This is a genomic window from Bradyrhizobium sp. USDA 4506, assembly GCF_054058795.1.
The window spans coordinates 8,213,348-8,233,384 of sequence record NZ_JBSSBM010000002.1 but is presented as its reverse complement, the minus strand read 5'-3'; the positions used below and the strand labels follow the sequence as shown (position 1 = coordinate 8,233,384).

Sequence of the window (20,037 nt, the reverse complement as noted above, 5' to 3'; positions counted from 1 at the left end):
CCAGGATTGCCTGACAATTGGCCGCGAATTGAGCCCTTGAGCGGCGACAAACCGCGTGTCATCGTGCCCGTCAATATCCAGGCCGGAGCAACATGACGGTTCCCTGTCGCGTCCTAATGATCTATCCGAAGTTCGTTCAGGACTCCTTCTGGAACTATACGGAAGCTTGTGAACTCGTCGATGCGAAGTATCCGGCGGCGCCGCTCGGACTGATCACCGTCGCCGCCATGCTGCCGAAGCATTGGGATATTCGCCTCATCAACCGTAACACCGAGCCCTTGACGGACGCCGATCTCGACTCGGCCGATCTTGTCATGATCGGCGGCATGCTCAACCAGCAACCTGATTTTCTCCACCTGATCGATCTCGCACACCGGCACGGCAAGCCGGTATGTGTCGGCGGACCTGACGTCTCCTCCAGCCCGCATCTTTACGCCGACGCGGACTTCCAGGTGATCGGTGAGGCAGAGCAAATCATTCAGCAATTCGTCGCCGCCTGGGAAAGTGGAGAGCGCAAGGGCGTGTTCGTCGCCGAGAAATTCAAGATCGACGTCACGTTAAGCCCGATGCCCCGCTATGACCTGATCAAGTTCGAGCACTATCTCTTCATTGGCGTGCAATATTCGCGTGGCTGCCCGTTCACCTGCGAGTTCTGCGATATTATCGAGCTGTATGGTCGTGTGCCGCGCACCAAGACCCCCGATCAAATTCTCGCTGAGTTGCAAGCGCTCTACGATCACGGTTATCGCGGACATGTCGATTTCGTCGACGACAACTTCATCGGGAACAAGAAAAACCTCCGCATCCTGCTGCCGCAGCTCAAAGCCTGGCTGGAGGAGCGAGACTATCCGTTCGAGTTTTCGACGGAAGCCTCGATCAATATCGCTGACGACAGCGAGCTGTTGCAGGCGATGAAGGACGCGAACTTCTTCGGGATTTTCGTCGGCATTGAGAGCCCGGATCCGGAGACCCTCGTGCAGATGAAGAAGAAGCAGAACACCCGGCGCGACATCGCCGAATGCATTCACAAGATCTATGGCTACGGCATGTTCGTCACCGCGGGTTTCATCGTCGGGTTCGATACCGAGAAAGCCTCGATGGGGCACGCGATGATCGACTTCATCGAGGAGGCGAGCATTCCAGTCTGCATGGTTGGACTGCTCTATGCACTGCCGGGCACACAGCTGACGCGGCGGCTGGCGAAGGAAGGCCGCCTGCACGAAGGCCACGATCTCATGAAAGTCGAGCAGGCGGGCGACCAATGCACGCTCGGCTGCAATTTCGACACCGTACGTCCGCTGCGTGACATCCTTGAGGACTACAAGGCCGTGATCGGGCACGTGTTCGACCCGACGGCCTATGCAGGACGGCTGTCGCGGCTCGCCGCCATGCTCGACCGGTCCGACCGGCGCCGCGACCTGCCGGATGGCGACATACGCAAGAGGCTTGGCGGCATCGAGGGCGTGCACACGATCATGCGTGCCCTGCCGGAGGTCCGCGAACCGTTCTGGAAGACCTTCGTCGAGGTCGCCAAGTCCAATCCGGGCGCGCTTCGCTACATCGTGATGCTGATGGCGCTGTATTTGCATTTCGGGCCATTCTCGAAACACGTGATCCGTGAGATTGACCGCCGGATTGCCGCCCTCGACGATATGCCGCCGGTGAGGGCCACGGAGCTTGGGCCGCGAACTAACCTACGTGCGGTTTGACGGCAAAGCGCGTTCGTGCGCTTCGCCGACCAGAGCACGTCGCGCGGAACGAGAGGATCGGTTCCCCCGAGGTCATCACGACCAATTCGTAATAGCCGAAACACTGTACGTCGCGCAGCCCAGAGGTTTGTCATGACCAACACACAGAAGACACGCTGGCCGGAACTGCCGACCGCGGCGTGGCGCGACAGCTGTGCCACGCTCCAGCTCTTCACCCAGATCGCCGGCAAGATCCGGCTGGCGAAGTCGCCCTGGCTCAATCACTCCTGGCACGTCACGCTCTATGTCACGGCGCGCGGGCTGACGACCTCGCCGATCCCCGACGGCGATCGCACGTTCCAGATCGACTTCGATTTCATCGATCACATGCTCCGCATCTCGACCAGCGACGGCACCGAACGGCAATTCGCGCTGGCCGGTCAATCGGTCGCGAGCTTCTACGCGGCGGTCATGAGCAATCTGAAGGACCTCGGCATCGACGTCGCCATTGACGAGATACCGAACGAAGTCGCCGATCCGATCCGCTTCTCGCAGGATACGCAGCATGCGTCGTACGACGCGGATGCCGTGCGCCGGTTTCACCAGATCCTCGTGAACTGCGATCGCGTGTTCAAGCAATTCCGGACCGGCTTCCTCGGCAAGGCGAGCCCGGTGCATTTCTTCTGGGGCAGCTTCGATCTCGCGGTGACGCGGTTTTCCGGCAGAACCGCGCCGCGGCATCCCGGCGGCGTGCCCCATTTGCCCGATGAAGTGGCGCACGAGGCCTATTCGCACGAGGTCAGCAGCGCCGGCTTCTGGCCGGGCGGCGGCGCGATCGATTATCCCGCGTTCTATTCCTACGCCTATCCGGAACCCGCGGGCTATCGCAGCGCGCCGGTACGGCCCGATGCTGCGTTCTTCAGCGAGGCGCTTGGCGAATTCATCCTGCCCTACGACGCCGTGCGGACGGCTGCGGACCCCGACAAGGCGCTGCTCGAATTCCTGCAATCGAGCTATGAGGCCGCGGCCATCAACGCGAACTGGGACCGTGCTGCGCTGGAATGCGCACCGGGCCAGCCGGGCGTGGTCCGAGGGGTCTAGCGGCGCGCTGTGCCGGCGGCTCAATCCTCTTCGCGCGACGGGGTCGCCTTGCCGAGCGCCTGCTTCAGCCGCGCGGAGAATTTCGGATAGTGACGCAGCGCCAGCACGGCGCGGTCGCGACCAAACGCTTCGTTTGCGATTCTCGTGGATAGTCGGCGAAGGCGCATAAGTTAAATTTTCGTGTTACGCCTTTACCGCATCGGTGCATCGCCGAGCTATCTTTCGGACGACGCCCCGCAACCCCGGCCGGCTCGAACACTACAGGCAGTATATTCGTGAGCGCCCCGCAACCCGTCACGATCCCGCGACAACCATCGCACGCTGATCGGTCATGACGCGGCCATCGATCCTTGCCCTCGCGGTCAGCGCGTCGATTCTGCTGTCGGTCGCCGCGCGGGCCTGTCCCGCCTTGATCGAAGGCGTCCCGGCCGAGCGGCTCGAGGCGCTGTCACGCGGCGTCAATGCCGACGGCTGGATCGCCGATCCGCGGTCGGCGCCGCCCCGCGGCCTGCTGCTCGAGTTGCGCAAGGCCGGCATGACCCACATCCGGCTGCCGGTGCCCGCCGACTTCGTCATGCCTCGCTTCGCCGCGAAAGCCGAGATCGACAGCCGCCTGCGCACCGTCGATGCGGCGCTCAAGACCCTGCTCGCGCTCGGCTATGCGGTGTCGATCGACCTGCATTCCGGCGAGCGCTTCAACGCGCTGCACAAGGACGATCCGCCCAATGCGATGACCGAAATGAAGCGCGCCTGGACCGAGCTCGCACGGGTCATGCAGCGCTATCCGTCCGACCGTGTGTTTGCGGAACTGTTGAACGAGCCGGATGTAGAGGCCGCGCAATGGCAGGGCGAAGTCCGGGAGCTGGCCGGCTTCATTCGCGGCCTGCTGCCGCAGACCACGCTGGTCACCGGTCCGGTCAACTGGCAGCGCGCGGATTCGCTGCCGGATTTCACTCCGCTCGACGATCCGAACGTCGTCTATGCCATCCACTTCTACGATCCGATGGTGTTCACCCATCAGGCCCATTGGGATCCGAGTGAGCCGCTGCACGACGTCACCGGATTGCCCTATCCGGTCCGCGCCGACGATCCCAGCGTTCAACAGCTGCGGAAGCAGCTCACCGCGCTGGACAAGCGCAAGGCGCTCGCGATGGTGGACCGCGCCATTCCCGACCGCGGCATTAACAAATGGCTCGAGCCTGCCGCCGCCTGGCAACGGCAATATTCGCGGCCGATCATCATCAATGAATTCGGGGTGCTGAAAGCCGGAGCGCCGCGCGACAGCCGGCTGCGCTGGCTCGCCGGCGTGACGGCCTACGCCCGGCAACAATGCTGGGGCTGGACCCATTGGGAGCTGTCGCAGGGTTTCGGCCTCGCCGACGCCGTCACCGGCAAGGTCGACCGCGAGACGCTGAGGGCCCTGCTCGGGCCCCGCTGACCCATCTGGTTAACCGGTTCTTACACAATGCACGGCTAGATCGACGATGCGGTGTGGCACTTCCACACGTCCGGTCACGTTAGGTCAGAGCCTGTGCGAGCAGAGATAGCCCCGCGGCCGCTGTTGGCCGGCGATCTGATTCCTGCACTCGGCATCGCCGTGGCATCGATCGCATTCGCACCGATCATGCAGGCGGCCAACGCCGGGCTCGCGATCGTCGTCGAAAGTCTGATCGGCTGCGCCATCGTGCTCGCGGTGCCGGCCTACGCGCCGTCGATCGCCATCTTCATCATCTTCTTCCAGAATCTCTTCGTCTCGATCCTGTCGTCCTACATGACGACCGAGCAGGAGATGGATTTCGTCAAGGGCTACAATTTCCTGGTCATCGCGGTGATGTGGCTGGTCACGCTGGCGCTCTACGCGCTGCACGAGCGGAAACATTCCGCCGAGATCGACCGGATCATGAAGTGGGGGTCGATCACCCTCGCAACCGTGACGGCGTATTTCCTGCTCGGCGCCACGCAGGACTCGCACGCGGCCCTCGTCTATCTGCGCAACATTGCGCTGCCGCTGTTTCTGTTTCAGCTATCGCTGCTGACGGCCGCAACCTTCGAGATCCGCATCACGCCGTTCCTGGTGACGGTTGCCGCGCTGCTCATCGTCTGCGGATATGTCGAACTGCTGTTCCGCGATTTCTGGCTCTCCATCACCAACGGCTACACGTTCTGGCATTTCGACGAGCTGAAGGCGACCCGTTCCGGATCCTGGGAAGCCGAGATGCGCGCAACCGGCAGGGTGCCGGTGGATCTGATCGATCGCTTCCGTTTCAGCTTTCTCAACAGCCCGTTGTTCGAGGACCTCGGCCTCTCGTCGTTGCTGCGTATCTTCGGACCGAATATGAGCCCGATCAGCTTCGGTTACGGGATCGCCTTCTCCATCCTGTTCCTGTTCGCGGTCGGATATCGCTGGCTGGCGCTGGCTGCGATACCGCTGCTGATTTGCTGTAGCGTGAAGGGTGCGCTCATCCTGGTCATCTTCGTCGCCCTGGGCTGGACGGCAACCTGGCTGCTCGGCGCAACCGTCACCCTTGCCGTCGCGCTGGTCGGGCTCGTGCTGTACGCCATCGCGGCGATCTATATCGGACTCCAGATCGGCGACTTCCACGTAATCGGCTTCATGGGCGGATGGGACGGCTTTCGGCAGAATCCGATCGGCCGCGGACTTGGCGTCGGCGGCAACCTCTCCGAAGGTTATTTCTCGATCGATTGGAACGCCGCGCAGGCGGCCGGCACGATGGACGGCGCGGTGGAGAGCGCCGTCGGCGTGCTGCTGTACCAGATGGGGATCGGCTCACTGGTGCCGCTTGGCTACTTCCTGGCGATGGCGCTGAAGGCCTGGCGGCTCTACGCCTCGTCGGGAATCCTCATCCAGGGGCTCGCCGCTTTCGGCACGATGGTCGTGCTGGTGAACGGCATCTTCCAAGAGGAGGCGCTGTTTGCGCCGCCGGCACTTGGGCTGCTGCTGTGCCTGACCGGGCTCGTGATCGGCCACCATCTGCGCACGCAGAGTGACGATCAGGCGACGACCGATCGATAGCGCATGACGGCAAGCAGAAGCCCGGCCGCGCCGCGACCGGGCTCCGCTCGCGAATAGCCGTCAGAGCGGCTTGATCTGCACCTTGCGGAACTTGACCACGCCCGAACCATACTGGAGCGCGATATAGCCGTTGGCGTGCTTGGAATCCTGGGCGTCGACGGTCTTCTGGCCGTTCAGCGTCACGACGAAATGCGGCCCCTGCGCCGTGATCTCGTAGACGTTCCACTTGCCTGCCGCCTTGGGCATCGGATCGACCTTGCCGACGTCGACAATCGCGCCGGTGCCGTAGGTCGGGTCCGGCCGCTTGTCGAAGATGTTGACCTCGTAGCAGACCTTCGAGTCGATCACCTTGTTGCCTTCGCAACGGATGAAGATGCCGCTATTGGCATCCTCGTCGGTCCAGAACTCCGCCCGGATCTGGAAATCCTTGTATTGGTTTTTGCTGACGAGATAGGAGAGATCCTTGCCGTCGAGCTTGTCGGCGACCAGCGCGCCGTCCTTCATCGCCCAATTGGCCTTGCCGACCTCGTCCCAGTCACCCTTCTTGGAGCTGTCGAGCAGCGTGACCCAGCCGTCGTCCCCCGAGGCGGCGGTGGAAAATTGCAGCGCGGCCGCACCGATCACAAGTCCCGCCGCCAGTATCGACAGATGCTTCTTCAAGGTTATCCTCCCGTCTTTTGGTTGGCGCGCAACCTATCATCGTCTGCGGCGGCGTAAATGCTTTTTCATATTGCAACTGCGTTGTGTCACGGATCGCTGTCGCAATCCTGAGATCAGACATGCGCGCACGTGTCTTGCCCGGCGGAAGCGAGGGCGACTAGCTTGCGCCGCATACGGGCGCGGCAGTCGCCCGAGAAATCCGATCTGGGAGCATACCGATGACGGCGTCGAACCGATCATGGCGATACCTGATGATGCCGCTGGCCTTCGCCGGCATGCTGAGCGTCAGCTCCGCGGCAGAGCTCAATCCGGCCGCCGTCACCTACAAGCTGCCGGATCAGATTCCCTGGAGCCCGGTCGATGCGCGCGGCGCGCAGAATGCCGTCGTGGTCGGCGATCCCGCGAAGCCCGGCTTCTACATGGTCTACACCAAATGGACCAAGGGCAATCACTTCAGCCGTCCGCACTTCCATCCCAACGACCGCTACATCGTCGTGCTCAAAGGCACCTGGTGGGTCGGCTCGGGTCCGAAATTCGATCCCGATCACGGCACCGTGGCGATGCCGGCCGGCAGCTTCGTCACCCATTTCGGCAAGCAGGTGCACTGGGACGGCGCCAAGGACGAGGACGCCGTGCTGCTGATCATGGGCGAAGGCCCGGCCACCGCGACCGAGGTCGAGCAGAAGTAGCCGGAACCCGGCTAGCAACCTTTGCATCCACGCGGCGTTTCATCCTCATCAGCGTGACGAGGAGATGACGCATGGCAAACGCTGCCGACATTCGGGAACATATGGATGTGATCTCGTCGGACAAGAAAACGGTCGGCAAGGTCGACCACATGGAAGGCACCGACCAGATCAAGCTGACCAAGCAAAGCTCGCCTGACGGTCGGCACCATCACTTCATTCCGCTGTCCTGGGTCGACCATGTCGACCAGCACGTCCACCTCAACAAATCGGGCTCCGACGTGACGGCGCATTGGCAGCACGGCCGCCAATAGCCGCGTTGCGCGAGGTGGGAGCGATGCTATCATCCCGGCCCAAGGAAGGGCCTTCGATGCATCCCGCCGCCAAGCTGCAATTTGCCCGCATCGTCGACGAGTTCGCGCGCTGGCGCGCCATTGCGGAACCGGAACGGCCGCCCGCGCCGGCCTGGTGGTGGGGGCCGGCATTCGAGATGCGCGATGCCGCCGAACCGCTGCCATCCGCCTGGAGCCGCCAGCTCCGCCTTGCCGACGGCGCGAGCTTTGCGGAGGCTGCCGTTGTGTTGCGCCAGACGTTGGCCGGCCAGGACATCCTGCCGTGGCCCTATGATTTCTCGCGCAAGGTCGCATCAACCGATTCCGACGTTCGCGACCTGCCCGTGCAGCCGTCAGACGACAGCGCGTTTCCGCCCTAGATCCGGCCCCGCCTCGCTGGTCGCCTCGCCATCCAGCGACGGCTGCAACGGCGGCGACGCCTCTGCCTGCGACGGCTTCAACAATTCGGCGAGATCGCGCGGCGGCAGCGGCCGGCTGAACAGGAAGCCCTGCATCTCGTCGCAGGCATGGGCGCGCAGGAATTCCTGCTGCTCGGAGGTCTCGACGCCCTCGGCGACGATGGTCATGCCGAGCGCCTTGCCCATCGAGATGATCGCCTGCGCGATCGCGACGTCCTCGGAATCATTGGGCAGGTCGCGCACGAAAGAGCGGTCGATCTTGATGGTGTCGATCGGGAACTGCTTCATCAGCGACATCGATGAATAGCCGGTGCCGAAATCGTCGATCGCCAGCCGAATGCCGCGATTCTGGATCGCGTCGAGCACGCGCACCGCACGCGTCACGTTGCGCATCACCATGCTCTCGGTGACCTCGAGCTGGAGCAACGCCGGCGACATGCCGCTCTCCTCCAGCGCCGCGTCGATGTCGTCGAGCAAGTTCGGATCGCCGAACTGCCGCGGTGAAAGGTTGACCGCCATCGTCACGGCCCTGAGGCCGCGGCGCTGCCACGCCATGTTCTGCCCGCAGGCTTCCTTCAACACCCAGCGGCCGATCGGCACGATCAGGCCGGTTTCCTCGGCAAGCGGGATGAACTGCCCCGGCGATACCTTGCCAAGCTCGGGATGGGTCCAGCGCAGCAGCGCCTCGACGCCGCTGATCTGCCCGCTCGCCATGTCCACCTTGGGCTGATAGTCGAGCGAGAATTGCTTGCGCTCGAGTGCGCGGCGCAATGCGCTCTCCATCGTCAAGCGCTCGATCGACTGCGCCCTGATCTCGTTGGAGAAGAAGCGGAAGCCATTCTTGCCGTCTTCCTTGGCGAGATACATCGCCATGTCGGCATTCTTGGTCAGCGTCTGCACGTCCGAGCCATCGGCCGGATACATCGCGATGCCGATCGAGGCCGTGGTGTGGCACTCATGCCCGCTGAGCTGCAGCGGCTGGCTGAGCGAAACCAGAAGATCGCCGGCGATGCGCTCGACGTCGTCCCGTTCGGCGGTTTCCTCGAGGATGACCACGAACTCGTCGCCGCCGAGCCGCGCCACCACGTCGCTCGCGCGCAACGATCCACGCAGCCGCTCGGCGATCGCCACCAGCAGCATGTCGCCGGCGTCGTGGCCGAGCGAGTCGTTGATCACCTTGAAGCGGTCGAGATCGATGAACAGCACCGCGAGCTGCCGGCGATGGCGATCCGCCGCCGAGATCGCGTGATGCAGCATCTCGTTGAACGTCTCGCGGTTCGGCAGATTGGTCAGGCTGTCGTGCGAGGCAAGATATTCGATGCGCTCGTCGGCGTTGTGTTTCTCATCGGCGCGATCGAAGCTCTCGAGCGCAAACGCCAGATTGTCGGCGAGGCGCTGCAGCAATTCGGCGAACTCCGACGTGAAGGTGTCCTTGTCGAGCGCGACGAAGATCATGACCCCGACCACCTGCCCGCTGACAACAAGCGGAAACGAGGCGCTGGACTGCGTTCCATCGAGCCGGGCGCGCTCATGGAAGGCGGCGGTCTCGGGATCGGCAAAATAGTCGTTGATGATGCACGCCTTGCCGGAGCGGAACGCCCGGCCGCAGGCGCCGCGCCCCTCGGGGTGCGCCTCGCTGGTCGAGAGCGTCACCTGGCGCGCGCCCTCCGCCGCCGGCCCCGCAATCGCGACGATCCGCAGATAGTCGCTTCCGGTCTGCGCCAGCGCGATCGTGGTCGAGGTGAACTTGCCGCCGGTCGCCGCCGCCGCGCAGACCAGTCGATACAATTCTGCGCGGGACTTCGCCCGCATGATCGCCTCATTGGTCGCGCTCAGCGCCGCGAACATCCGCGACAGCCGCTCCTTCTGCTCGTCGTCCCGCGCCTTCTCGTCGGCGCGATCGAAATTGGCCAGCGCAAACGACACGTTCTCGGCAAGCCGCTGCAACAGCGCCATCATCTCCGGGCTGAAGGTGCCGAACTCGCTGGAGAGAAACACCAGCGCGCCGATCGCCTCGCCGTTCTTGAGCAGCGGCAGGGCTGCGCCCGATTTGCTGCCGCTGTCGCGTACGGCCGGATAGACGTGCGATTCGGGGCCGAAATCGCTGAGATAGTCGTTGCTGATGCAGGGCCTGCGCGTGCGGATCGCAACGCCGGTCAGCGTCTGTCCCTCCGGACGCGTCGCGTCGGCCGACAGCTGAACCTCGCGGGCCCGCACCCGGTCCGGGCCCGAGGCGGCCACATTGTCAAGGAAGACCTCGCCGGGGCGAACCAGCCTGATCGTGGCCGAGACGAACTGGCCGCCGACCGCTGCGGCATCGCAGACCAGATCGAACAGTTCGCTGCGGGATTTCGCCCGCATGATCGCCTCGTTGGTCGCGCTCAGCGCCGCGAACATCCGCCGCAGCCGCTCCTTCTGCGCCTCGGTCCACGCCTTCTCGTCGGCACGGTCGAAGCTGCCGAGCGCATAGGAGACGTTGTCGGCGAGCCGCTGCAGCAGCTCGGCGAATTCAGCCGAGAAGGTGTTGCGCTTGGCGGAGATGAACAGCATCACGCCGACCGGCTCGTCGTCGACGATCAACGGGAACGCCGCGCCCGATCGCGCATCCTCGCGGTCGATGACGTCGCGGAACGGATTGTTGGCGACGTCGCCCAGAAAATCGTTGTTGATGCAGGCGCGCCGCGAGCGGAACGCCCGGCCGCAGACGCCGCGCCCTTCGGGGCGAGCCTCGCTGAGCGAGACGTTGAGGCGGCGCGCATTTGCCGCGGTAGGCCCCGCGACCGCCATCATCTCCAGGAAATCGTCGCCGGGCTTCGCGATCAGGATGCTGGTGGAGTTGAATCCGCCGCCATGCGCCGCCGCCGCGCAGACCAGCTCGAACATCTCGAGCCGTGATCTCGCGCGCATGATCGCCTCGTTGGTCGCGCTCAGCGCCGCGAACATCCGCGACAGCCGCTCGCGCTCGGCGTCGGCCTTGGCCTTTTCGGTGGCACGGCCGAAATTGTCGAGCGCGACCGAGACATTCTCGGCGATCCCCGCGAGCAGCGCGATGATCTCCTCGTCACGCGCCCAGGAATTGCCGGTGAAGAAGATGAGGACGCCGACGCTCTTGCCGAACCGGGTGAGCGGCAGCGCCACGCAGGCCATCAGGCCGCTGCCGCCGATCGGCATATGCGACGGGCTCATCGATATCGGGATGTCGTGCTCGACGCAGGGCCGCTGGGTCCGGAACGCCTCGCCGCAAATCCCCTTGCCGTAGACGTTGTCCGGATCGGTCGAGAAGCGCGTCTGCGTGATCAGGTCGAGCGCCTCGCCGGTGCCGGCGACAGGCTCGAACCAGTGCGTGTCGGGTTCGGCCAGCAGCACCACCGTCGCGAAGGACTTTCCGCTGAACACGGCGGCATCGCAGACCCGCTGATAGAGATCGTGCTCGGTCTTGGCGCGAAGGATCGCCTCGTTGGTTGCGCTGATCGCACCGAACATGCGGTTAAGCCGACGCATCGCCCGCTCGCCGCTCTTGCGCGAGGCCTCGTGGTCGAAATTATCGAGCGCGAAGGACACGTTCGCGGCCATGCGCTCCAGCAGCGAAACGGCCTCGTCGCTGAGCGAATTGATCTCGCGCCGCGTCACCATGAAGACGCCGACGCTGCGCCGGTTGCAAACCAGCGGCACCGCGGCGGCCGCCCCGACGCCGGCCGCTGCCGCGCCGCTGCGCCAAGCCGCCGAAACAGCGTCGTTGACATAGTCGTTGCGGACGCAGGCCTTCTGGTCGCGGAACGCGCGGCCAGCCACGCCTTCTCCCTCCGGGGTGTTGGCGATCGCGGAAATGGTGATGCTGCGTAGTCGCGCGACATCGTCGCCGTAGCCAGCCGCGAACCTCAAGAGACCGGTATCCGGCTCCAGCAAAAACACGGTCGCGGCCAGGAAGCTCCCGCTCGAGAACGCGGCTTCGCAGACCTTGCCGTACAATTCTTCTGGTGATTTCGCGTACAGGATCGCTTCGTTGGTGGCACTCAACGCCGCGAAGGTACGCCCGATGCTCGACTGCACGATTCCTGAAGGCCCCGGGGCCAACCCCTCCAATCTGGCGGGGAACATTGCCCGCGAGAGGCCTAAGTGGTGGTTAGCGTATCCGGCAAGTTGCACGACAAAGTAAACGGCTGACGAACGCCGGCGGCGGTTTTCCGGGATATTACGGACACCGGTGTGCCAGCCTGAGGCGGAGGGTGGCGAGGCGCGGATGGACGTCCTGCTCGCGCCGCCCGAGCAGCCAAATTCCGCATCGCGACCGCGCCCGTTCCACTCCGTGAAATCGCGGCGGCGAGCACCCTGCTGGCGGTATGGCCGCCCGGATTTTTCTGCCCTTGCTCGCCCCTCGGCGCTTTGAGAGCATGACGTCGACAACAGCAAGCACGACCCGCGCATCACGCGGGCAGACCGCGAGGAAAATCCCATGCCAATCGTCCAGGCCGACCGTCTCACGCGCATCGGCGCGGCACTCCTCAAGGGTGCCGGCGCATCGGAGGAGGAAGCCAGCGCAGTCGCCTCCGGCTGCGTCAACGCCAACCTCGCCGGCCACGACTCCCACGGCGTGATCGCAATCCCGACCTATATCGGCCGCATCAAGGCCGGCCACATCGTGCCCGGCGCGAAATGGACCATCGTGCAGGAGACACCGACCACGACCGTGATCGACGGTCATTGGGGCTTCGGCTTCCACGTCAACGCCAAGGCGATGGAGATGACCATCAACAAGGCGAAGACCGCCAATGTCGCGGCCTGCACCGTGTTCCGGCAGAGCCATGTCGGACGCCTCGCGCATTACCTGATGATGGCGATGCGCGAAGGCATGATCGGGATTGCGGCCGCCGATTCCGGCCGCTCGCCGAAACACGTGGCGCCGTTCGGCGGCCGCGAGGCCCGGCTCGGCACCAACCCGCTCTCGATCGCGGTGCCCTCCGACCTCGAGGCGCCATTCTATCTCGATATGGCGACCTCGGCAGTCGCCGCCGGCAAGATCCAGCTCGCGGTGGCGCGTGGCGAGAGCATCCCGAAGGGTTGGATCATCGATGCCGAGGGGCGCGACACCACTGACCCGAAAGACTACCGCAAGGGCGGCGCGCTGCTGCCGCTCGGCGGCAGCGAAGGCTACAAGGGCTCGGGCCTTGCCGCGATGATCGAGGTGCTGTGCGGCCTCCTGACCGGGCTCGGCTTCGGCGTCGAGCCGACCGGCCGACACAACGACGGCTGCTTCATGGCGGTGTTCAACGTCGCCGCATTCCGTCCGCTCATGGACTTCAGGAAGGAGGTCGCCGACTTCGCCCGCTACCTGAAATCGACGCCGCCCTCGGAAGGGAGCCGCGGCGTGTTCTATCCGGGCGAGATCGAATATCTGCGCGAGCAGCAGCGGCGCAAGGACGGCATCGAGATCGAGGATGCGACCTGGGACAAGCTCAAGGCGCTCGCCGCCGATTACAAGCTCACCGATGAGCTCGACCTTCGCTGACAGTTGCGGACACAGGAGAACGACATGACACGGCAAATGGCGCTGGTTGGCTTTTTGCAGGCGCAGAACTGCACCAACCTGCCGAGCTCCTGGCGCCACCCGGAATCGCGCGACGATTCGATGTCGGCGGACTACTATCAGGAGATCGCGCGCATCCTGGAGCGCGGCAAGTTCCACATGGCGTTCTTCGACGATCGCCTCGCGATGCCCGATCGCTACGGCAACGATCACGCCCACACCGTCGAATACGGCATCCGCTGCGTGAAGATGGACCCGATCGTGGTGCTGACCACGATGGGCATGGTCACCACCAAGCTCGGCCTCGCCTCGACCGCCTCCACCACCTATTTCGAGCCGTTCGACGTCGCCCGCCGTTTCGCCACGCTCGACCTGATGACGGGTGGCCGCGCCGCCTGGAACGTGGTGACGTCGGTCAATGACGGCGAAGCGCTCAACATGGGCCGCGAGCAGCATCTCGAGCACGACCATCGCTATGACCGCGCCGACGAGTTCATGGAGGTGGTGCTCGGCCACTGGGACGCCTGGGAAGACGGTTCGCTGCTGATCGACAAGAAGAGCGGCCGCTTCGCCGATCCGACCAAGGTGAAGCGGCTCGACCACAAGGGCGCGTTCTTCACCTCGCGCGGCCCGTTCACGGTGCCGCGCTCGCCGCAGGGCCATCCCGTCGTGATCCAGGCCGGCGCCTCCGGCCGCGGCCAGCGCTTTGCCGGGCGTTGGGGTGAGGTGATCTTCACCGCGGCGCGCAACCTCGCCAATGCCAGGCAGGGCTATGACGCGATCCGGGGCGAAGCCGCCAAGGCCGGGCGCGATCCCGACCAGATGTTCCTCTGCAATCTGATCACCCCGGTCACCGGCGCGACCAAGGCCGAGGCCGAGGACCGGATGGCGGTGATCCAGAAGCTGCCGCTCGAGATCGACGCGTTGTCGCTGCTCGCCGAAGGCCTCAACTTCGATTTCGGCGCCAAACCGATCGACGAGCCGCTGACATCAGAGGAGTTGCAGGGCATGCAAGGCATGCTCGGCATTCGCGACGGCGTGCTGCGCACCTCCGGCAAGAGCAATCCCTCGACCCGCGACTTCATCACCTTCTCCGGCCGCGGCCAGGTGCAGGACGCGATGGTCGGCGGCCCGAAGGAGATCGCCGACCGGCTGGAGGAGATGTTTGTCAATCGCGGCTGCGACGGCTTCGTCGTCGCGGCGAGCTACGTGCCGGGCTCCTATGCCGACTTCGTCAACCACGTGGTGCCCGAACTGCAGAAGCGCCGGCTGTTCCACAAGGATTACGCCGGCACGACGCTGCGCGAGAATCTCGGGCTGAAGCGCCCGGCCGCGGGCGCCTGGAAGACCCGCGCGCAGGCCGCGGAATAGAGGGACATCATCATGCGCTGGCTGAAATTTACTGCCGCAGGCACTACGTCTTGGGGCCTCGTCGAGGGCGACGCCGTCACCACCGTCAATGGCGATCCCTTCGGTGAATGGAGCAAGACGTCGAAGACGCATGCGTTGAAGGACGTCAAGATCGAGCTGCCGCTGATCCCGCGCACCTTCTACTGCGTCGGGCTGAATTATTTGAAACACCTCAAAGAAGCCGCCGACAAGGCCGGCACGGTGCCGAACGTTCCCGATCGTCCCGAGATCGGCTACCGCGCGCAGAACGCGCTGATCGCCCATGACGAGAACGTCGTGATCCCCGCGAGCGCGACCGAGAAGATCCATTACGAGGGCGAGCTCGTCGTCGTGATCGGCAAGACCGCCAAGCACCTGACCGAGGCCAACGCGATGGACTGCGTGTTCGGCTACACCATCGGCAACGACGTCTCCGAACGCAGCTGGCAGAAGGCCGATCGCGGACTGTGGCGTGCCAAGAACGCCGATACCTTCAAGCCGATGGGTCCGTGGATCGAGACCGATGTCGACCTCGACCGCATGGAGACCGCGATCCGCGTCAACGGCAAGGAAACCGGCCGCTTCCACACCAACGAGATGATCTTCGGCATCGTCCCGTTCCTCGTCGAACTGACCAAATATTTCACGCTGTCGCCCGGCGACGTGATCTGGATGGGCACCGACGGCGCCTCGCCGGACCTGAAGGACGGCGACGTGGTCGAGATCGACATCACCGGCATCGGCACGCTGCGGAACAGGTTCGTGAGGGAGAAGGTGTGAGGCGGCTTGCACCACTTTAGAGCCGTCATCCTGAGGTGCTCGCGAAGCGAGCCTCGAAGGATGCACGGCCGCCGCTCCATCCTTGCGTCGAGAGGCCGGGCCGTCGTGCTTCGAGGCTCGCTGCGCTCGCACCTCAGCATGACGGTGATGGACCGGGTCGCTTCTCTCTCCATTTGTCGTCCCGGCGTTCGCCGGGACGACGGCGAGTTTGTGGCGCCGCTTGTGGATCATACATCCGCATTCTCGCGACATCATTTGCCCGACGGGCCATCGTGACGTGATCACACAGCCGTTCGCATCGTGACAACACAGGGCGAAGCGCAATAAGGTCCGCGCGCACTCATCAGACAAGTCAGCCATGCCACTTTCACGCCGAACGTTGCTTCAGGGCTCCCTGCTATCGGCCGCAGGGATCGTCTGCGGGCCGTCGACCGCCCTTGCCGAGCAGCCCCCGGAGCTTCCGACATCGGAGCAACGCAAGCAGATGGCTGACCTGGCCGCCGACTTCATGAAGGACTACGATGTACCGGGTCTTTCGATCGCTATCGCAATCAAGGGAAAGCCGGCTTATGTCGAGGCGTTCGGGGTTGCGGATCGGGAGACCGGCGAAGCATTGACCCCGCAACACCGCTTCCGGATCGCGAGCATATCGAAGCCTGTGACCTCGACCGGGATCTTCACCCTGATCGAGGCCGGCAAATTGCGGCTCGGCGACTATGTGTTCGGCGCAAGCTCCATTCTCGGCAAGGACTATCCGACGACACCCACGCCGCCAAGCTTGATGCCACCCGGCTCGTCTCGCTCCCATGTCGAGCAGATCACGGTCGAGCATCTCTTGACCCACACCACCGGGACCTGGGGAAACCAGTCTCGCGATCCGATGTTCATGAACCAGAACCTGAAGCATCGCGAACTGATCAGCTGGACGCTGGAGCATATGCCGCTCACCAGTCCGCCAGGCGAAGCCTATGCCTATTCGAACTTCGGCTATTGCATCCTCGGCCGCGTGATCGAAAAGCTGAGCGGCCAGAGCTACGAGCAATACATCAAGGACGCCGTCCTGAAGCGATGCGGCATCACCGACATGCAGATTGCCGGCAATACGCTGAGCGAGCGCGCAAGCAACGAAGTGAAATACTACAGCCAGACCGGCGATCCGTACCGGATGAACGTTGCCCGGATGGATTCGCACGGCGGCTGGATTGCGACGCCGGGCGATTTGACGACGCTGTTCGTCCATATCGACGGCTTCAAGGACACTGAGCAGCTGCTGACCGACGACAGCCTCCGCGTCATGAGCACCCCCAGCGCCATCAACCCCCGCTACGCCAAGGGCCTGTTCGTCACCGCGAACAACAATTGGTGGCACAGCGGCCTGCTGGACGGAACGACGACGATCTCGGTGCGAACCAGCGGCGATTTCTGCTGGTCGGCGTTCACCAATACCAGGTCGCGGGAAGGCATGACCCGCGCCCTCGACCTGCTGGTCTGGCACATGGTCAAGACGGTGCCTGACTGGCATCCTCAGAAGCGCGCCTAGACCCTCCCGTCATTCCGAGATGACCTGAACGAGCCATGCAAATCCGTGCTCTCCTCACCGCGCGGCCCGCGGCCTGCTCTTCACGTGATCGATGAAGGCGCGCAGCTTCGGCATGATCTGGCGGTGGCCGGGATAGTAGAGGAACACGCCCGGCGTGGTCGGTGCGAACGGCTCCAGCACGCGGACGAGCTTCTTCTCCTTCACGGCGCCTGATATCAGCGGTGCGGGGACTTGCGCGAGGCCCACGCCTTCGATGGCGGCGCCGACCAGCGTCGGGAAATCATGCCCGATGAAGGATCCCGACACGGCAAGCTCGATCGAACGGCCGTTGTCGGTCAGCGACCATGGCGCGAGCCCGCCGTTCGATCGCCGCAGCCGCAGGCACGCGTGTTCGCGCAAATCGTCCGGGCGTTTCGGCCGGCCGCGGCGCGCGAGATAGTCCGGGCTACCGACGATGGCGAACGGGAACGGCTTGGTCAGGCGCACCGCGACCATGTCCGGGTTGATGAACTGGCCCATCCGGATGCCGGCATCGAAGCCGCCGGCGGCGAGGTCGACCAATTCCTCGCTGGCGGCGAGCTCGACCTCGATCTCGGGATAGGCCTTGCAGAACGACGCGATCAGCGGCTCCAGCAGGATCGGCACCACCGAGCGCGGTACGGTGAGACGCAATAGCCCGGCGGGCTTCTGCCCGAGCTCGCGCGCCGCCCCACTCGCCGCGACCAGCTCCTCGAATGCCGGTCTTGCGCGCGCCAGAAACCGTTCGCCGGCATCGGTCAGCCCGACGCTGCGGGTGGTGCGGATGAACAACACGGCGCCGAGACGCGCCTCGAGGGCGCGCACCGCCTGGCTGATCGCCGATGGCGTGACGCCGAGCTCGGCCGCCGCGCGGCGAAAACTGCGGTGCTGGGCGACGGCAAGGAATGCCTCGACGCCGTCGAGCGCGCCCTGCCGGACTGTGAAGTTCTGCTTCATGGCCTGTGAACATTATCGCGAATAGTCGCTCGCGGAAAGCCGCCCTACATCGGAGCCACAAGCAGCAGCAAACGCGACGCGCGCTGCTCACGCGACATCACGACATCCGTCGTGAACGGAGACATGCGACCGATGCAAGCAATCCGTCACACAATCCTGGCTCTCACCCTCACTTTGACAGGCACCACTTCCATGACCGCTCCCTCCTTTGCCCAAGCTCAAGCACAAGCCCAAGCCACCTCCACCGTCACCACCGGCGTGATGGTCATCCTCACCGCGAAAGCCGGCGTCACCCGCGATCAGGTGATGGCCGTGATGCCGGACGAAATCCGGCAGACCGTGCAGCTCTATCTCAACGGCAAGATTCGCGAATGGTATTCGCGCTCCGACGGGCGCGGCGTGGTCTTTCTGCTCGACGCCAAGGATGCATCCGAGGCGCACGCGATCATGGAAGGCCTGCCGTTGTCCAAGCTCGATCTGATGGATCACGAGTACATCGGGGTCGGCCCGCTGCTGCCGCTCCGCCTGCTCGTCGCCAAGCCCTGAGCGTCAAGGTCCTGAACGCAAGCCAACCGAACCGATCGACAACAAGGGAATCCGCCGATGCCCCCGGGCTTCAATCTTCCATTCGTCCTCAGCGTCGCCGGCGGGTTTCTGACAAGTGCCGTCGTGGCCGTCACCTACGTCTGGCCGGCGCTCCGCGCGATGCCACGTGACAACGCGCTCCGACTGCTCGCAGCGTTCCATGCGTTCAGGTTCCTGGGTATGAACTTCATGGTGGCCGGGTTCGTGTCGCCGCAGTTGAGCGCGGATTTCGCCAGCGAGGTCGGATGGGGCGATCTCACCGCCGCCGTTCTCGCGCTGCTTGCCATGGCGGCGCTGTCCTGGCGGTGGGCGATCGCGATTCCGATCGTCTGGGTCTTCAACGTCTGGGGCACGCTGGATCTGCTCAATGCCTATTACAACGGCGTGAAGATCGGCGATCCCGGCCTGTTCGGCGCCGGCATCTACATTCCGGCGCTCTATGTGCCGCTGCTGCTGGTCAGCCATGTCATGGTGTTCATGCTGCTGACGCGGGCCAAACCGGCGGAGGCGTAGATGCGTAGGATGGGTAGAGCGCAGCGAAACCCATCGCTTCCAACCCGCGGCACCATGATGGGTTTCGCTTCGCTCTACCCATCCTGCCGACTACTTCGACCGTCATCCCCGCGCAAAGGCTTCGCCTTTGTCGCTGGAGGCGCGAGCCTTGCGGCGCACTTGCGCCGCTGGGCGAGCCTCGAAGGATGCACGGCCCAGCTGGTGGCCGTTCGCCCTTCGAGACGGCCGCTACGCGGCCTCCTCAGGGTGACGGGACAAAATTGAGCGCGCGGCCACATCATCGTCGTCAGACCACATCACTTCAAAACGGCAACGCCACGCCGGTCTTGATCTCCTTCAGGATCACGTTGGTGCGGACATGGCGGATGCCGGGGATGCGGAACATGAACTCGTCGAGGAATTTGTTGTAGGCGTCCATGTCGCGCACCACGACGCGCAGGTGATAATCGGCGTCGCCGGTGGTCGCGAAGCATTCCAGCACCTCGCGGCGCTTCATCACCCGGGCGACGAACTCGTCGACGAACTTGACGTCGTGGCGCTCCAGCGAGACGTGCAGGATCGCCGAGGTCGCAAAGCCTGCGCGCTCGCGCGCGACCAGCGCCGAATAGCCTGAGATGACGCCGGATTCTTCCAGGGCGCGGACCCGGCGCCAGCAGGCGGAGGTCGACATCCCGACGGTTTCCGCAAGCTGCTGGTTGGTGGCGCGGCCGTCCTTCTGCAGTTCGGCGAGGATTTTCTCGTCCTGCTCTTCGACCATTGCGAGGCCCTCGATTTGGTAGATCCTACCGAACTACATCGTTCTCAGCAATAT

General features: G+C 64.3%; 18 protein-coding genes. 13 read left to right on the top strand and 5 right to left on the bottom strand.

What is annotated here, in order from left to right; all coding sequences use genetic code 11:
- The first annotated feature begins 92 nt into the window (after positions 1 to 92).
- Together ACVIHF_RS40910 and ACVIHF_RS40905 are read left to right on the top strand one after the other, a co-directional pair.
- Entirely contained in the window at positions 93 to 1,709 is a 1,617-nt protein-coding gene (locus ACVIHF_RS40910) for a B12-binding domain-containing radical SAM protein (protein ID WP_253604324.1), read from the top strand.
- Positions 1,710 to 1,841: 132 nt separating this feature from the next.
- Positions 1,842 to 2,789: a DUF5996 family protein gene (locus ACVIHF_RS40905; protein ID WP_456793731.1), complete on the top strand. Its 948-nt coding sequence runs from the start codon at positions 1,842 to 1,844 to the stop codon at positions 2,787 to 2,789.
- 20 nt (positions 2,790 to 2,809) lie between these two features.
- Here the strand turns inward: ACVIHF_RS40905 and ACVIHF_RS40900 are convergent, their stop codons facing one another.
- Positions 2,810 to 2,956: a hypothetical protein gene (locus tag ACVIHF_RS40900; RefSeq protein WP_168856515.1), complete on the bottom strand. Its 147-nt coding sequence runs from the start codon at positions 2,954 to 2,956 to the stop codon at positions 2,810 to 2,812.
- Positions 2,957 to 3,120: 164 nt separating this feature from the next.
- On the opposite strand from ACVIHF_RS40900, the gene ACVIHF_RS40895 reads away from it, so the two are divergent.
- The gene (locus ACVIHF_RS40895) at positions 3,121 to 4,227 is read left to right on the top strand and encodes a glycoside hydrolase family 5 protein (protein WP_456793729.1); all 1,107 of its coding nucleotides are present in this window, start codon (positions 3,121 to 3,123) and stop codon (positions 4,225 to 4,227) included.
- A 51-nt stretch (positions 4,228 to 4,278) separates the two neighbouring features.
- Positions 4,279 to 5,823 carry a hypothetical protein gene (locus ACVIHF_RS40890; RefSeq protein ID WP_456793728.1) on the top strand — a complete coding sequence of 515 codons (1,545 nt, stop codon included), beginning with the start codon at positions 4,279 to 4,281 and terminating at the stop codon, positions 5,821 to 5,823.
- A gap of 60 nt (positions 5,824 to 5,883) precedes the next feature.
- Here ACVIHF_RS40890 and ACVIHF_RS40885 read toward each other — a convergent pair whose 3' ends face one another.
- Complete coding sequence (locus ACVIHF_RS40885; RefSeq protein WP_028332990.1) at positions 5,884 to 6,483, bottom strand: 3-keto-disaccharide hydrolase; 600 nt, start codon at positions 6,481 to 6,483, stop codon at positions 5,884 to 5,886.
- A gap of 218 nt (positions 6,484 to 6,701) precedes the next feature.
- On the opposite strand from ACVIHF_RS40885, the gene ACVIHF_RS40880 reads away from it, so the two are divergent.
- The 3 genes from ACVIHF_RS40880 (at position 6,702) to ACVIHF_RS40870 (ending at position 7,881) form a co-directional block, all read left to right on the top strand.
- A complete protein-coding gene (locus ACVIHF_RS40880; RefSeq protein WP_225645673.1) occupies positions 6,702 to 7,172 on the top strand; it encodes a cupin domain-containing protein in 471 nt (156 codons plus the stop codon).
- Between the two features lie 71 nt (positions 7,173 to 7,243).
- On the top strand, positions 7,244 to 7,483 hold the full coding sequence (locus ACVIHF_RS40875) for a DUF2171 domain-containing protein (RefSeq protein ID WP_456793727.1): 240 nt from the start codon (positions 7,244 to 7,246) through the stop codon (positions 7,481 to 7,483).
- Between the two features lie 56 nt (positions 7,484 to 7,539).
- A complete protein-coding gene (locus ACVIHF_RS40870; protein ID WP_253604337.1) occupies positions 7,540 to 7,881 on the top strand; it encodes a hypothetical protein in 342 nt (113 codons plus the stop codon).
- Here the strand turns inward: ACVIHF_RS40870 and ACVIHF_RS40865 are convergent.
- Positions 7,855 to 11,970, bottom strand: a complete 4,116-nt coding sequence (locus ACVIHF_RS40865) for a bifunctional diguanylate cyclase/phosphodiesterase (RefSeq protein WP_456793726.1) — start codon at positions 11,968 to 11,970, stop codon at positions 7,855 to 7,857. The two genes, ACVIHF_RS40870 and ACVIHF_RS40865, sit on opposite strands and share 27 nt — an antisense overlap.
- A gap of 403 nt (positions 11,971 to 12,373) precedes the next feature.
- Here ACVIHF_RS40865 and ACVIHF_RS40860 point away from each other — a divergent pair, with 403 nt between their 5' ends.
- From ACVIHF_RS40860 to ACVIHF_RS40845, 4 genes are all read left to right on the top strand, one after another.
- Positions 12,374 to 13,426 (top strand): Ldh family oxidoreductase, encoded by a 1,053-nt coding sequence (locus ACVIHF_RS40860; protein WP_456793725.1) that lies wholly within the window; start codon positions 12,374 to 12,376, stop codon positions 13,424 to 13,426.
- 24 nt (positions 13,427 to 13,450) lie between these two features.
- Positions 13,451 to 14,815, top strand: coding sequence for an LLM class flavin-dependent oxidoreductase (locus tag ACVIHF_RS40855; RefSeq protein WP_310883262.1), 1,365 nt, complete (start codon positions 13,451 to 13,453; stop codon positions 14,813 to 14,815).
- Between the two features lie 12 nt (positions 14,816 to 14,827).
- Positions 14,828 to 15,613 (top strand): fumarylacetoacetate hydrolase family protein, encoded by a 786-nt coding sequence (locus ACVIHF_RS40850; protein WP_057015462.1) that lies wholly within the window; start codon positions 14,828 to 14,830, stop codon positions 15,611 to 15,613.
- 484 nt (positions 15,614 to 16,097) lie between these two features.
- A complete protein-coding gene (locus tag ACVIHF_RS40845; RefSeq protein ID WP_456793724.1) occupies positions 16,098 to 17,153 on the top strand; it encodes a serine hydrolase domain-containing protein in 1,056 nt (351 codons plus the stop codon).
- Positions 17,154 to 17,207: 54 nt separating this feature from the next.
- On the opposite strand, the gene ACVIHF_RS40840 is transcribed toward ACVIHF_RS40845, so the two are convergent.
- Positions 17,208 to 18,128 carry a LysR family transcriptional regulator gene (locus tag ACVIHF_RS40840; protein WP_310883293.1) on the bottom strand — a complete coding sequence of 307 codons (921 nt, stop codon included), beginning with the start codon at positions 18,126 to 18,128 and terminating at the stop codon, positions 17,208 to 17,210.
- Between the two features lie 111 nt (positions 18,129 to 18,239).
- Between ACVIHF_RS40840 and ACVIHF_RS40835 the strand changes: the two genes are divergently transcribed.
- Both ACVIHF_RS40835 and ACVIHF_RS40830 read left to right on the top strand, forming a co-directional pair.
- Complete coding sequence (locus ACVIHF_RS40835) at positions 18,240 to 18,674, top strand: hypothetical protein (protein ID WP_456793723.1); 435 nt, start codon at positions 18,240 to 18,242, stop codon at positions 18,672 to 18,674.
- A 57-nt stretch (positions 18,675 to 18,731) separates the two neighbouring features.
- Complete coding sequence (locus tag ACVIHF_RS40830) at positions 18,732 to 19,226, top strand: hypothetical protein (RefSeq protein ID WP_456793722.1); 495 nt, start codon at positions 18,732 to 18,734, stop codon at positions 19,224 to 19,226.
- Between the two features lie 301 nt (positions 19,227 to 19,527).
- Here ACVIHF_RS40830 and ACVIHF_RS40825 read toward each other — a convergent pair whose 3' ends face one another.
- On the bottom strand, positions 19,528 to 19,983 hold the full coding sequence (locus ACVIHF_RS40825; RefSeq protein WP_057015467.1) for an Lrp/AsnC family transcriptional regulator: 456 nt from the start codon (positions 19,981 to 19,983) through the stop codon (positions 19,528 to 19,530).
- Between the last annotated feature and the right edge of the window lie 54 nt (positions 19,984 to 20,037).

Excerpts from the sequence above, each read along its gene's own strand:
- ACVIHF_RS40910 (WP_253604324.1), top strand. The coding sequence starts at position 93 with ATGACGGTTCCCTGTCGCGTCCTAATGATCTATCCGAAGTTCGTTCAG.
- ACVIHF_RS40905 (WP_456793731.1), top strand. The coding sequence starts at position 1,842 with ATGACCAACACACAGAAGACACGCTGGCCGGAACTGCCGACCGCGGCG.
- ACVIHF_RS40900 (WP_168856515.1), bottom strand. The coding sequence starts at position 2,956 with ATGCGCCTTCGCCGACTATCCACGAGAATCGCAAACGAAGCGTTTGGT.
- ACVIHF_RS40895 (WP_456793729.1), top strand. The coding sequence starts at position 3,121 with ATGACGCGGCCATCGATCCTTGCCCTCGCGGTCAGCGCGTCGATTCTG.
- ACVIHF_RS40880 (WP_225645673.1), top strand. The coding sequence starts at position 6,702 with ATGACGGCGTCGAACCGATCATGGCGATACCTGATGATGCCGCTGGCC.
- ACVIHF_RS40875 (WP_456793727.1), top strand. The coding sequence starts at position 7,244 with ATGGCAAACGCTGCCGACATTCGGGAACATATGGATGTGATCTCGTCG.
- ACVIHF_RS40870 (WP_253604337.1), top strand. The coding sequence starts at position 7,540 with ATGCATCCCGCCGCCAAGCTGCAATTTGCCCGCATCGTCGACGAGTTC.
- ACVIHF_RS40860 (WP_456793725.1), top strand. The coding sequence starts at position 12,374 with ATGCCAATCGTCCAGGCCGACCGTCTCACGCGCATCGGCGCGGCACTC.
- ACVIHF_RS40855 (WP_310883262.1), top strand. The coding sequence starts at position 13,451 with ATGACACGGCAAATGGCGCTGGTTGGCTTTTTGCAGGCGCAGAACTGC.
- ACVIHF_RS40850 (WP_057015462.1), top strand. The coding sequence starts at position 14,828 with ATGCGCTGGCTGAAATTTACTGCCGCAGGCACTACGTCTTGGGGCCTC.
- ACVIHF_RS40845 (WP_456793724.1), top strand. The coding sequence starts at position 16,098 with ATGGCTGACCTGGCCGCCGACTTCATGAAGGACTACGATGTACCGGGT.
- ACVIHF_RS40840 (WP_310883293.1), bottom strand. The coding sequence starts at position 18,128 with ATGAAGCAGAACTTCACAGTCCGGCAGGGCGCGCTCGACGGCGTCGAG.
- ACVIHF_RS40830 (WP_456793722.1), top strand. The coding sequence starts at position 18,732 with ATGCCCCCGGGCTTCAATCTTCCATTCGTCCTCAGCGTCGCCGGCGGG.
- ACVIHF_RS40825 (WP_057015467.1), bottom strand. The coding sequence starts at position 19,983 with ATGGTCGAAGAGCAGGACGAGAAAATCCTCGCCGAACTGCAGAAGGAC.